Consider the following 12,925-nt stretch of genomic DNA (forward strand, 5'->3'; position numbering starts at 1 on the left):
CCTAGGCAACCTCCGGCTCAAATAGTTCGTTGATTTCGTCGAGCACAGCATGGATATCTGCAATATCGTTGAGCGAAACCAGTTTCATGCGGTATTCCTTAAAGTGGGGAATACCCTTGAAATAGTTGGCATAGTGGCGGCGCATTTCAAAGATACCGGTTTTCTCACCCTTCCACGCCACGGATTTTTCCAGATGCGTACGGCAAACGGCTATCCGTTCGGCAATGGTCGGTCCGGAGAGGTATTCCCCCGTACGGAAGAAGTGCTTGATTTCGCGGAAAATCCAAGGATAGCCGATGGATGCACGGCCAATCATGATGCCATCCACTTCATACTCCATGCGCCATGCGGCGGCCTTTTCTACACTGTCCACATCGCCGTTACCGAAAATCGGTATCCGGATGCGGGGATTGCGCTTCACCTCGCGGATGAGGTGCCAGTCCGCCTGCCCTTTATATAGCTGGGAACGGGTACGGCCATGGATGCTCAATGCCTGGATGCCAACATCCTGTAGCCGCTCGGCCACTTCATAGACATTCTTGGTATTGTCATCCCAACCGAGGCGTGTCTTCACCGTAACGGGCAGATGCGTAGCTTCCACCACCGCCTTGGTCATCGCTGTCATCTTATCGATATCCTGTAGCAGACTTGCCCCAGCACCTCGGCAGGCCACATTTTTCACCGGACAGCCATAGTTGATATCAATCAGATCAGGTCCGACCTGTGAGGCAATTACTGTCGCTTCACGCATCGTATCGATGTCACTGCCGAAAATCTGGATACCAATCGGTCGTTCATATTCGAAAATGTCCAGCTTCTGGCGACTCTTAGCGGCAGCCCGGATAAGTCCCTCGGAAGAGATAAACTCCGTATACATCATATCTACCCCGTTTTGTTTGCACACAAAACGAAACGGCGGATCGCTCACATCCTCCATGGGTGCGAGGAGTAGCGGGAATTCGCCCAAGTCGATATGGTTTCCGATTTTAACAGACATATGAGTTACCTGCCGCAAAAATACGGAAAAATTTTTACGCGAAGGTTCTCACACGGCGCGCAGCACTCTTTGCGAAAAAGCGAAACGCGTTTGTACGCTTTGCGCAAAACAAACCCCATTTACAATAAGTTTACAAACTCCCGGATTGCCTGCGCAGGATCTCCGGTTTTCATGAAATTTTCGCCAATGAGGAATCCCTGGAAACCGGCTTGGCGTAACTGCCGGATCGTTTCCGGGTCACTGATACCGCTTTCCGACACCTTGATGAACCGGTCAGGGATCAAATCCACCAGCTCCAACGAATGATCGAGCGACACCGAAAAATCTTTCAGATTACGGTTATTTACGCCGATGGCATCCACACTGTCCACCATACTGCGTTCCAACTCTTCCCGGTTGTGTACCTCCAGCAGCACGTTCAGCCCCAGCGATTGCGCAAATTCGGATAGCGCTTGCACCTGCTTGGAGTCGAGCACAGCCGCAATCAGTAAAATGATGTCTGCCCCATGTGCCTTTGCTTCCACAAGCTGATATGCATCGATGATAAATTCCTTACGGAGCAGTGGAATATGCAACTCAGCACGCGCAGCCACCAGGTCATTCAGGCTTCCTCCGAAAAATTCCCGGTCTGTAAGCACAGATACGGCAGATGCCCCTGCTGCTTCATAACCGACAACAACCTCAGCTACCGATGAGCGATCGTTAATGATGCCTTTGGAAGGTGAGGCTCGCTTATATTCTGCGATAATGCCATTCCGTTCCGTATGATGGATTGAGTCGTGCAGCGACAGACACGATCGCTCAAACAGCGGCATCGCCTCCAGATTTGCAATCGTCGAAATCACTTTAGCCTGTTCGACTTCTACCTTTTTCTTAACAATGATTTTGTCTAGGATGGTCATTTTTCTTTTCCTTTGAGCATGGGTATTTATGTGATGCGTAAACTATGCGTATCCGCCTGATTCGTGTTATCTGCGTTCCATCGAGCCGTATCCAGCCAATTGGCAATCATTTCTCTTCCATGTTCGGTGAGCACGGATTCAGGATGAAATTGCAACCCTTTCACGTCCAACGTTTTGTGAGACAATGCCATGATAACACCTTGTTCATCCTCGGCGGTAATGGAAAGGGAATCGGGAAACCCCTCGTGTGAAACCGCCCAGGAATGGTACCGCCCCACAGAAAAAGACAAAGGCAATCCGTTGAAAATCGGTTCTTCCGGATCTGTCACACGGATGGGCGTAGCCGTTCCATGCACGGGTCTCGCCAGGTTATAGAGCATACCCCCATATACTTCGGCAATGGCCTGCTGCCCCAAGCAAATGCCGAGGATACTTTTGGAGGCTCCATACGTGCGGATAACATCCAATAACAGCCCCGCTTCCGAAGGAATACCCGGCCCGGGCGACAGGAGAATCTTGTCAAAAGCGGCTACATCCGCCAGTGCAAACTTGTCATTGCGCCATACCGTAGCGTCATGTCCGCACTCATGCAGGAGATGTACCAAATTGAACGTAAAGGAATCGTAGTTGTCTATCACCAAAATGCTGGGTGATGTGGTTTGCAAGCTGCTCATGTTTCTATTAAATATCTTGTGCCAATTCCAATGCTTTGCGCAATGCGGCTATTTTGTTGTTTACTTCCTGACGCTCGGTTTCGGGATCGGAATCCGATACAATGCCTGCCCCTGCCTGATAATGCAGCGTGTTCTGACGGCTTAGAAACGATCGGATCATGATGGCGTGGTTAAAATCACCATTAAAACCCATATAACCGATGGCTCCGCTGTAAAAACTCCGCTGCTGATTTTCGTACCGGTCAATCAATTGCATGGCCATATGCTTGGGGGCACCGCTGAGCGTACCCGCGGGAAATGTATCGCCCACTACATCGAAAGAATTAACCCCTTCTTTCAATGTTCCGCACACTTTCGATACCAAGTGGATGATGTGCGAGTAATACTGCGCCTCTTTGTACGACTTGACGTGCACTTGTTCACAATGCCGACTTAGATCGTTCCGCGCCAGATCTACCAGCATCACGTGCTCGGCACTTTCCTTGGGATCCGCTTTCAGCGCCTCGGCTATTTTTTCATCCTGCTCCTGATTTCCGCTCCGTTTAAAGGTACCGGCAATCGGGTAGATGGTGGCTTCCTGTCTGCGGATGGTCAATTGGGCCTCGGGCGAGGAACCGAATAACTTGAAATCGCCGTAGTCAAAATAAAAGAGATAGGGAGACGGGTTGATCGACCGCAATGTGCGGTATACGTTGAACTCGTCACCCAGAAACGGACGGGAAAAACTCCGCGAGGGCACAATCTGGAAAACATCACCCCGGTAAATATGTGTTTTCATCGTTGCGACCAACGATTCAAACCCTTCGTCCGTCATATTGGACGTTTCCTCACCGTTGAGGGAAAAGCTATACTCCGGAAAATTCTTATTCTGGATCAGGTATTGCATTTTCTCCAGCCCCGATGGGCGCTCTTCGTCTTCGAGCTGATGCTCGAAAATGTAAAGCTGATTCCGGAAATGGTCAATGGCAATCACATACCGATAAACGTGGTATTGCAGATAGGGAATATCCCGGTTCGGATCGGGCGGACTCTTCAGCTCAATGTCCTCAAAATGGGCAACCGTATCAAACGTGAAAAAACCGAAAAGCCCATTGGAAATGAACCTGAAATCCGTATCGCCCGCCTCTTGGAATGCATTTCGGAACCCCGACACCTCCTCCCGGAGATTGATCTCCGACGCTGGCTTCCGCTCAGGCTTGCCTTGGGGGTATTGTATTTCGAGAAAATGCCTATCCAGTTTAATGCCCGCTATGGGTTCACAGCAAATGTAGCTCATGTTGTTTTCACGGCTATGATAATCCGAACTCTCCAACAGCAAACTGTTTGGAAATACATCCCTGAGCCGGAGATAAGTGCTTACCGGCGTAGTCGTGTCGGCCAGCAGCTGTTTGTACGTAGTTTTAAATCGATATGCCATATCTTCACTTAATAACACAAAAAAACCCGACGGATTTTTAAAAAACGTCGGGCTAAATATTCCAAAGCCTTGGTTGATTAGGAATATATACTTGTTCCTACTGGCCCGACGTTTTTTTCACCGAGCCACCACCATGCTACCGTGTGGAACTTATTCATCAACATACGAGACAAAAATATAAAAAATATTGTGTAAACAAATTTTTGCGCAAAAAATAATCCCCTTACTTCACCAATTCCAATTTATTCAATTCCGCAGAGATAAAAGCGATTTCTTCGGCCGTCAGGCCCGCATCCGTGGTTCGAGCATTTTGGATGGCTTGCTCAGCATTCCGGGCGCCAACCAATGCAATGGTAATTCCGGGTTGCTGCACGGTCCACAGCAGGGCCAGTTGCCCCAGGGAAATTCCCTTTCCGTCTGCCACCGGCTTAACCGTTTCCAAAAACGCGTTGGTACGCCGCAAGTTTTCTTCGCTGAAGAAATAAAGTCCCGCACGGTGATCGCCCTCGCTAAACACATGGCCGGGTTTTATCTTTCCAGTAAGCAATCCCCGTTCCATGGGGCTATATGCCAGGATAGATTTCTGCTGGTCAATACAATAAGGCACCACCTCCGCTTCAATACCACGTTTCACCATGCTGTAAGGCACCTGGTTGGATACCACATCTACATATTTGGATGCCTCTGCAAGCTGCTCAACGTTGTAATTACACACTCCCGCATAGCGGACTTTCCCCTGTTCGATCAGTCGTGCCACGGCTTCCATGGTTTCCTGGATCGGCGTGGTAACATCCGGCCAATGGATTTGATACAGGTCAATGTAATCGGTTCTCAATCGACGGAGACTGTCTTCGCATTCTTTAACAACACTTTCCTTGCCCGCATATTTATAAATATCGATATTCTTCCCCGCATTGTCCTTACTGTGGGAAGCAAGCGTACCCCGTGCCAGGTCCCACCGCATCCCGTATTTTGTTAGTACATAAACCCTGTCACGTGGAATCCCTTTAATGGCTTCGCCAACAATTTCCTCACTCGTACCCTGCCCATAGACCGGGGCGGTATCAATCGTTGTTACCCCCAGGTCATAAGAAGCCCGGATTGCTTCCACCGCATCTTTCCGCTCTGTGCCACCCCACATCCAACCGCCTACGGCCCATGCGCCAAAGGTAATGACCGATAAATCCAGTTCAGTTCCTGTTAATGTGCTGTATTGCATCGCAATGAATTTCTATAAAAAAGACCCGAGAGGCAGCGCTATTCGCCCGTGTAAAGAATCCGGTATATGGCTCCCGTCACATCATCCGACACATATAACGACCCATCCGGTCCTTGTGCCAACCCGCATGGGCGGTGTTTCGCGTCACCGGGAGCAGCTACGGTGTCTGCACCGGCAAATCCGCTCGCAAACACTTCCCAATCGCCACTAGGCTGGCCATTTTCAAAGGGCACAAAGGCCACCATATAACCCCGTTGATTCGGTGATCGGTTCCACGAGCCATGGAAGGCTACAAAAGCGCCATTTTTGTACCGAGCGGGAAATAATTCCCCGGTATAAAACAGCAAAGCATTGGGTGCCATATGCCCCGGAAAAGCGACTACCGGGTCCAGCACATCCACTCCGCCTTCCCGCTTGCCATCGCCACCATATTCCGGATTGACGATCTTTTTCTTTTGATGCTGGTCATAATAGATATAGGGCCAACCCGCATCAGATCCTTCACTCAAACGGTACATCGCTTCCGAAGGCAGATCAACGCCCGTTTCGGAATCATACATTTCAGGGTAAAAGTCATGCAGGTTGTCACGTCCGTGCTGCATCACAAATAACGCGCCCGCTTGCGGGTTCCAATCCAGTCCCACCACATTGCGCAGTCCCGTGGCATAGCGCAATCCGTCGCCATACCCCTGTTTCATGCCGTCTGCTTTGAATCGCCAGATACCCCCGGCCGAATCCAGGATCGGACAGGGCTGCATACCCGGAGACCCATATGTCCGGTCCTTCTCCTGACATACATTGGAGTAAGCACCAATATTCACGTAAATATTTCCAACACCGTCTAAGGCGATCGATTTGGAATTATGCTGTCCGCGGTCAATCAGCCCGGAAACGATGGTGTCCGGTGCCATCGGATTGCGCACCTCCTCGTTCTCATCCAACGCATAGCGGAATACCTCGCTGTTTGAAGACGCATAGAGAAAGCCGTCTTTGATCGCGATACCCGTGCCGCCATAATCCCCAAAACCTGATTGCACGTCCGCCCGGCCATCTCCATCGGTATCGGAAAGCACGATGATGCCTTTGCTATCAACCGGTCGCTGCAGTTTAACAAAAATACCCCCTTTTGAACCGACCGCTATGTGCCGTGCCGCGCCAATGCTATCTGCCACTTTCAACGCTTCGAAACCTTTGGGCAGGGTCAAACCGGCATTGTCTGCATCAGCGGCAATTTTGCTCCCATCCGGGTTGCAGGAGGCAAGGGCCACCCCCAACGCAACACCCCAGAAACAGCTGCTTTTCAATTGATTTGCCATACAGCAAAAATCGCGCTTTCACCTTTTATTTCCAATGATTTATCAGATAATAGGTAAGATTATTCTCCAAACGTTACAGGATTGTTACGTTAATATCGCATAAATCCCGTTAATTTGGTACCGCTGATTTTATTCTTTATTCCCCCTTAGTATGAAAACCAGAATATTGCTGCTTTTTATCGTTTGTTCAATGGCCTCACTGGCCCGAGGCCGTGATTTTTATCAACTGAAAATCTATCATTTGACAACCGCTCAGCAGTCGGAACAATTAGATAACTTCCTGCAAAATGCATACCTGCCTGCGCTCCATCGCGCGGGTATCCCAAAAGTAGGCGTATTCAAGCCCATTGCCAACCCCGAAGCCGAAACTGAAGAACTCGTTTATGTATTTATCCCGTATACCTCCTACGACCAATTTACAGCGTTGGACGAGGTCTTACAGCAGGATAAAGCCTATCAAACGGCAGGCGAAGCTTATTTACGCGCTCCTTATGACCACCCACCGTACGACCGGATTGAAACCATTTTATTGAATGCCTTTGTTAATAGCCCACACGTCCAATTCCCGGAATTGACTTCCCCGAAATCCGGACGGGTATACGAATTGAGGAGCTACGAAGGGCCAACCGAGGCTTACTACCACAACAAAGTGGAGATGTTTAATAAAGGGGATGAAATCGGGCTGTTCAAGCGGCTGGGATTCAATGCAGTATTTTACGGTGAAGTTGTCGCAGGAAGCCGTATGCCCAACCTCATGTACCTCACCACATTTGAAAACCAACAATCACGCGACGAGCATTGGGCTGCTTTCAGCAAAGATGCGTACTGGAAAGAACTTTCCGCCAGGCCCGAATACCAACATAACGTATCGCGCAACCAACAGATTTTCTTACATCCGACGGACTATTCCGATATTTAACGACTAGCTCCATTCAGGAAACAAATTTAACACTGCAGTACTTTTCCGTTGGCAGATAAATTAGTTTCTTTGATTGATGGAACGGATTGTCTCACACCTCAAGGCGCAGCACTATTACGTCAAGGAAATCCTCGGCTTCCTTTTTATCATCCTCGGGGTCTATTTCCTACGGCAGCATAGCCATGAAGTCGCGGAAGTAAAAACGGCCATCCAGCAGAGTTCCTATTCCTGGCTGGCCGCAGGCCTGTTATTGGTCGCGGTATATATCGGTTGCCAGGCCTTGATGTATACGGCGAGTTTTAAAGCCGTGGGAAACGGCTTAAGCTTTTCGCTGGCATTGGGTCTGTTTTTGAAACGCAACCTCATCAGTGTGTTCCTCCCGGGCGGCGGCGTTACCTCGCTGATCTTTTTTACCAAAGAAATCGAAAAGACAGGTATAAGCAAAACCAAAATCAACTTTGCCTCCTACATTTACGGACTGGTAGGTATCGTATCGCTCATATTGGTCGCAATTCCCGTTATCGTTTACCTGGCACTTACCGATCATCACATGGATGGAGAATGGGAAGCGATTGCCCTGCTGGTCTTGGCCGTTGGCTTGGTTACCTGGCTCAGCCTATCCCTCTATCGTAGACAGTGGGCCTACCGGATACTTGTCCATTACGTGCCCTCACTCGAACACCTGATCGAAGAAATCCATTCCGGGTCATTTTCAAGGCGATGGTTAGGGCAAACATTGGCTTATTCCATGGCTATTGAAGCCATTGGTATCCTACACCTTTACATCGCGATGCAAGCCCTGGGTTTAACGCCTTCGCTGGCGGCTGCCGTAGGGGGATATGTCATCGCAACCCTGTTTTTATGCATATCGCCATTCATGAGAGGGTTGGGAGCTGTAGAGATCTCCATGGTACTCGTACTTCGCCACTATGGCTTCGAGGATGCGCAGGCACTGTCGGTAACGTTTCTTTACCGCTTCTTTGAGTTTTGGCTACCTTTGATCGCCGGCGTACTGAGCTTTGTCTTTCAAAAAGGGAATGTCTTTCTGCGGATTTTTCCGTCGTTACTACTTTTCCTCCTGGGGGTAATCAATATCGCGTCCGTGCTCACCCCGGCAATCGCCCAGCGTATGCGGATACTGCATCAGTTTATCCCCAACGATGCCATCCATTTTTCGACCTACATGGTGCTGTTGATGGGTGTGCTGCTCATCATCTGTTCAGCCTTTTTATTGAAAGGCCTGCGCAATGCGTGGTATATCGCCATGAGCCTCAGCATCCTGTCTTTCTTTGGTCACATGGCCAAAGCCATTGATTACGAGGAGGCTTCCCTTGCACTGTTTTCGATTGTCACATTGGCATTGACGTATAAACAGTATTACATCAAACGACATAGGGACATCCGTTATTTCAGTATAGGCACCTCTGTATTGCTGATCGTGGCCGTGGTGATTTATGGTACCATTGGCTTCTATTTCCTCAAAATCCATCATTTCCGCGATGATTTTACGCTGGGCGAGTCCATCGTAAACACGTTCGCTTGCCTGGTGTTACTGGATACCGATTACCTGCAGCCTCAAACCGAATTTGCCCGGTATTTCGTCTATTCACTCAATCTGTTTGGCGTGTTTTCGTTATCCCTGCTTTTCTATGCGTTTATCCGTCCGTATATCTGGAAAACCAAACATGGGGAGGTAGAGCGGGAGCGGGCACAGATGTACATCAGCCGCTACGGCAATTCGGCATGCGATCATTTCAAAGCAACAAAGGATAAGCTGTTTTTCTTTGCCGAAGGTATTGAAGGGGTAATCGCCTATCGGGTAGCCAACAATTATGCCGTGGTACTGCATGAACCGGTGTGTGCGACAGATGACGAGCGCATCCAATTGATTCAGGCTTTTTACCAATTTTGCAAAGAAAACAGTTTGCGTACATTCTACTACCGCATCGACGAGGAGCGTCTGCCGTTTTATGAAGGCATCGGGTGGAAGGCGTTGCCTATCGGTCAGGAGGCTGTCGTTGACATTCCCGGGTTCGGGTTGGAAGGGAAAGACCGGAAGTCGCTCCGCAATGCCCTCAACAGCGTGGCCAAGAAGGGTTATGGCATACAAGTTTACCAGCCACCCATTAAAGACGGCCTGCTGCAGAAGCTCCGGCACGTGTCTGATACTTGGCTGGAAGTCATGCAGCGGGAAGAGCAGGTTTTTTCCCAAGGAATGTTTGACGAAGCCGAGCTGAAACAGCAAACCATCATCACCTTGGAAAACGCAGACGAAAAAGTAGTGGCTTTCCTGAACATCATTCCCGATTATGCGCCCGGTGAACTGACATACGACCTCATCCGGAAAACAGACGACGCACCGGGCGGATGCATGGATGCCCTGATTGTGGCATTGATCGATTATGGCCGGTCCGGTAGCCTCACCGCATTGAACATGGGACTTGCACCCTTTTCGGGTATTGAGCGCCCCACAGACCTGCCGCAACGCACCGTCAAATTTGCCTATGAAAGGCTTCAGCTTTTCCGGCATTATAAGGGACTCCGGGAATTCAAAGACAAGTTCAATCCGGAGTGGAAAACCAAATACCTGGTATTTGACCATCACTACGACTTATTGCAGGCACCGTTGACGTTGGCTAAGGTGATGAAGCCCTCCCGATAGATTCAATACGTTCAACCAAATCTTGTTAACAAACAACTTTTCATCCCGTTTTATGGCAGTTTCATCCCACCCGCTCCCTGATTTGTCCCGTCGCAGCTAATTTTGTGGCAAGGCAATCAGGATCAGACTGTAACAATTTACACAACCCGTTTGTCTTATAACTTGGAATAGCTCGACACAATGAACAAGGTGACGCAATTTTTTTGGTGGTGCAGTGGTGTACACCAGGCAACAATAGCCAAATATCCCGCTGAACAGAATAAATACGTGGGGATTGGGGCCACCATTTTCTTCACCGGACTGTTTGCGGCCCTGTCTGGGGGGTATGCCTTGTATTTTGTCTTCAGTGGCACATCCTTCTCCATCGTATATGCACTCCTTTTTGGCCTCCTGTGGGGGTTGGCCATTTTCAATATGGACAGGTATATCGTATCGAGCATCAACAAAAATGCTTCCGGAGGAAAGCAATTCCTGCAAGCCACCCCGCGCATTCTGCTCGCTGTCCTCATTGGCATTGTCATCGCCCGGCCCTTGGAGCTTAAGGTATTCGACAAAGAAATCCGCGAACAGCTGCGGACCACCTACCTGGACCGCCAACGTGCTCATATCGATACGCTCAATAAAGCCTTTGAGGGTAAATATGCAATCGAATTAGCCAAGACGGCAGAATTGAAAACCGAGCGGGATTCGCTCGAATCTGCCATTAAATCCGACCGTATCAAGCTGAAAATGGAGACCTTCGGTGAAAAAACAGTGGAAACGTCGGGTATCGTGGGGTATGGGCCGTATGCGAAGCAGCGACAGGCCGAGCTTGATAAGCAGGAACAATACCTGGATACACTCCGATCCCGGATCCAGCAGCAGGAGATTTATCTCCGGCAACGCAAACAGTTCGAAGGGCTGCTGGACAACCAATTGCTTACCGGTGGTTCGCTTGACAGCGTCGTAAACCTCGCCGGCTTTGCCGACCGGAACGCTGCATTGGGTAACTTAAAATATAATCAAGATGGCAGCGTAAACAGTACCAATTATTGGTCCATCACTTTCATCATGCTGCTTTTCATCTTTTTTGAATGCCTTCCTGTTTTCGTGAAGTTGATGAGTGCACGCGATGCATACGACATCACGTTGTACGACCAGCAAAAAGTGGATATCCACCACTCAGGCAAAAACCGTGACGCCGAAATAAACGCCATGGACCAAACCCACGACCACCATATACAAACGTTGATACATCGCCGTACACGGGAATTGGACGCAGAAGACTATACGTAAAGACTCCGCCCCATTCGTCCCGGATATCCCTGCTTTCATCCCATCCTGTTGCTTAGCGGTAGCGGATTTCCTAACATTGCCGTAACAAAACGAACGGTTATGAACCTTAGACGCATTGAATCCATCTTGGCTACCGCCATTTTCATTTTTATCCTGATCGTCCTTTATAGCAACGGCGCACCGCATGAAAGTCGGCGGGTGTTTTTCTCGTGGCTGGCCTATACCAGTGTCATCTATGGCACCTTTATGGTGTTTACCCAATGGATCACGCCAGCCTTTTTTATCCAGCGGAAAATAGAAGCCGGTATTGCACTGACCTTGCTGCTGTTCTTCTTCACCTGGGGAGGCTTGGCGGGATGTCTTTGGATACAGGGGTTTCAATCATACCGGGGCAACGGTTTCCAGCATTACCTCCTCCAGGGTCTTTCGTTGGGTGCATCTGCTATGGTTTTTTTGCTGATGTTTACCTACGAAGGAATAAAGCGTATGATCCGCTATATGCAGGCCCAAAATAAAAGCCTGGCTGCACGTATTATTCAGGAAAGCCTCATTGTATTGGGGGGCGGTTTGCTCATATTACTTCCGCTGTTAAGCGTTGAAAGAAATCTGTGGGCGCTTTGGCTGGTCTCCATTCCCTACGCCTACTTGTTATTCGCATTAAACACGTATTGGCTGATGCCTTTTTCCGAAAAACGCCGCAACGACCCGGGTACCTATCTGTTGATAGCTATCCCCATTTCATTTGTCGCGTTTGTGCCCTTTGGCGTGCTTTTCTTAGGAATTACCCAATTCAGTGGCTTCGTTTTCTTCGCCTTATGGTTCTTCATTACCGTGGTCGTTTTACCGTTATCGTATTATATCTATCAACGCCAAAAAGAACGCATCGCGCAATGGGTCAACTTAAAGATTGAGTTGGGCCAGGCCTCGGCCGACCTGAGTTTCCTTCGCTCACAGATCAACCCCCATTTCCTGTTCAATATCCTCAACACGCTGTATGGCCTGGCATTGCAGGAAAATGCGGAGCGCACTGCTTCGGGCATTCAAAAATTAGGCGATATGATGCGGTTTATGCTACACGAAAATAATCAGGACCGTATCCTGTTGGCAAGAGAAATCGAATACCTGCGCAACTACATTGACCTGCAGCAACTGCGTACGGCTAGCACTCCCGGCATTACCGTAGAATGTGACATCCAGGATGCGTTGGAAGGCACCTATATCGCACCCATGCTGCTCATCCCGTTTGTGGAGAATGCATTCAAGCACGGAATCAGTCTGCAGGAAAAGTCGTGGATAAAAATCAGCCTGTATGAATCGGACCAACGGCTGTATTTCGATGTGCACAATAGCATACACCGCAAGGCAGAAGCTGACCCGGAACGGAGTCATTCGGGTGTGGGACTGGAAAATGTGAAGCAGCGGTTGGCGATGCTATATGCAGGCAATCATGAATTGGTGATCCGGGAAACCACTCAGGAGTTTTTTGTACACCTGACACTGACACAACGGCCGCTTGGCCAAGTCTGATAAACTTAGTACCTTGG

At 49.3% G+C, this 12,925-nt stretch carries 10 protein-coding genes; 4 read left to right on the forward strand and 6 right to left on the reverse strand.

What is annotated here, in order from left to right; translation table 11 throughout:
* Nucleotide 1: 1 nt before the first annotated feature.
* From dusB to IEX60_RS08380, 6 genes are all read right to left on the reverse strand, one after another.
* Complete coding sequence (gene dusB, locus IEX60_RS08355) at nucleotides 2–997, reverse strand: tRNA dihydrouridine synthase DusB (RefSeq protein ID WP_188749453.1); 996 nt, start codon at nucleotides 995–997, stop codon at nucleotides 2–4.
* 119 nt (nucleotides 998–1,116) lie between these two features.
* Nucleotides 1,117–1,899, reverse strand: a complete 783-nt coding sequence (gene trpC / locus IEX60_RS08360) for an indole-3-glycerol phosphate synthase TrpC (RefSeq protein ID WP_188749455.1) — start codon at nucleotides 1,897–1,899, stop codon at nucleotides 1,117–1,119.
* A gap of 26 nt (nucleotides 1,900–1,925) precedes the next feature.
* Nucleotides 1,926–2,573 carry an anthranilate synthase component II gene (locus IEX60_RS08365; protein ID WP_188749457.1) on the reverse strand — a complete coding sequence of 216 codons (648 nt, stop codon included), beginning with the start codon at nucleotides 2,571–2,573 and terminating at the stop codon, nucleotides 1,926–1,928.
* A 7-nt stretch (nucleotides 2,574–2,580) separates the two neighbouring features.
* Nucleotides 2,581–3,990 (reverse strand): anthranilate synthase component I family protein, encoded by a 1,410-nt coding sequence (locus tag IEX60_RS08370; RefSeq protein WP_188749459.1) that lies wholly within the window; start codon nucleotides 3,988–3,990, stop codon nucleotides 2,581–2,583.
* Nucleotides 3,991–4,213: 223 nt separating this feature from the next.
* On the reverse strand, nucleotides 4,214–5,209 hold the full coding sequence (locus IEX60_RS08375) for an aldo/keto reductase (RefSeq protein WP_188749461.1): 996 nt from the start codon (nucleotides 5,207–5,209) through the stop codon (nucleotides 4,214–4,216).
* A 38-nt stretch (nucleotides 5,210–5,247) separates the two neighbouring features.
* Complete coding sequence (locus tag IEX60_RS08380; protein ID WP_188749463.1) at nucleotides 5,248–6,525, reverse strand: PQQ-dependent sugar dehydrogenase; 1,278 nt, start codon at nucleotides 6,523–6,525, stop codon at nucleotides 5,248–5,250.
* Between the two features lie 151 nt (nucleotides 6,526–6,676).
* On the opposite strand from IEX60_RS08380, the gene IEX60_RS08385 reads away from it, so the two are divergent.
* The 4 genes from IEX60_RS08385 (at nucleotide 6,677) to IEX60_RS08400 (ending at nucleotide 12,908) form a co-directional block, all read left to right on the forward strand.
* Complete coding sequence (locus tag IEX60_RS08385; protein WP_188749466.1) at nucleotides 6,677–7,444, forward strand: NIPSNAP family protein; 768 nt, start codon at nucleotides 6,677–6,679, stop codon at nucleotides 7,442–7,444.
* A 76-nt stretch (nucleotides 7,445–7,520) separates the two neighbouring features.
* Nucleotides 7,521–10,106, forward strand: a complete 2,586-nt coding sequence (locus IEX60_RS08390) for a phosphatidylglycerol lysyltransferase domain-containing protein (protein ID WP_188749468.1) — start codon at nucleotides 7,521–7,523, stop codon at nucleotides 10,104–10,106.
* 180 nt (nucleotides 10,107–10,286) lie between these two features.
* Entirely contained in the window at nucleotides 10,287–11,381 is a 1,095-nt protein-coding gene (locus IEX60_RS08395) for a DUF4407 domain-containing protein (RefSeq protein WP_188749470.1), read from the forward strand.
* A gap of 99 nt (nucleotides 11,382–11,480) precedes the next feature.
* The gene (locus tag IEX60_RS08400) at nucleotides 11,481–12,908 is read left to right on the forward strand and encodes a sensor histidine kinase (protein WP_188749472.1); all 1,428 of its coding nucleotides are present in this window, start codon (nucleotides 11,481–11,483) and stop codon (nucleotides 12,906–12,908) included.
* The last annotated feature ends 17 nt before the right edge of the window (nucleotides 12,909–12,925 follow it).

Origin of the sequence: Parapedobacter defluvii (genome assembly GCF_014642075.1) — a bacterium.
GTDB classification, from domain to species: domain Bacteria; phylum Bacteroidota; class Bacteroidia; order Sphingobacteriales; family Sphingobacteriaceae; genus Parapedobacter; species Parapedobacter defluvii.

Coding starts and splice junctions, on each gene's coding strand:
- dusB (WP_188749453.1), bottom strand. CDS start 997: ATGTCTGTTAAAATCGGAAACCATATCGACTTGGGCGAATTCCCGCTA.
- trpC (WP_188749455.1), bottom strand. CDS start 1,899: ATGACCATCCTAGACAAAATCATTGTTAAGAAAAAGGTAGAAGTCGAA.
- IEX60_RS08365 (WP_188749457.1), bottom strand. CDS start 2,573: ATGAGCAGCTTGCAAACCACATCACCCAGCATTTTGGTGATAGACAAC.
- IEX60_RS08370 (WP_188749459.1), bottom strand. CDS start 3,990: ATGGCATATCGATTTAAAACTACGTACAAACAGCTGCTGGCCGACACG.
- IEX60_RS08375 (WP_188749461.1), bottom strand. CDS start 5,209: ATGCAATACAGCACATTAACAGGAACTGAACTGGATTTATCGGTCATT.
- IEX60_RS08380 (WP_188749463.1), bottom strand. CDS start 6,525: ATGGCAAATCAATTGAAAAGCAGCTGTTTCTGGGGTGTTGCGTTGGGG.
- IEX60_RS08385 (WP_188749466.1), top strand. CDS start 6,677: ATGAAAACCAGAATATTGCTGCTTTTTATCGTTTGTTCAATGGCCTCA.
- IEX60_RS08390 (WP_188749468.1), top strand. CDS start 7,521: ATGGAACGGATTGTCTCACACCTCAAGGCGCAGCACTATTACGTCAAG.
- IEX60_RS08395 (WP_188749470.1), top strand. CDS start 10,287: ATGAACAAGGTGACGCAATTTTTTTGGTGGTGCAGTGGTGTACACCAG.
- IEX60_RS08400 (WP_188749472.1), top strand. CDS start 11,481: ATGAACCTTAGACGCATTGAATCCATCTTGGCTACCGCCATTTTCATT.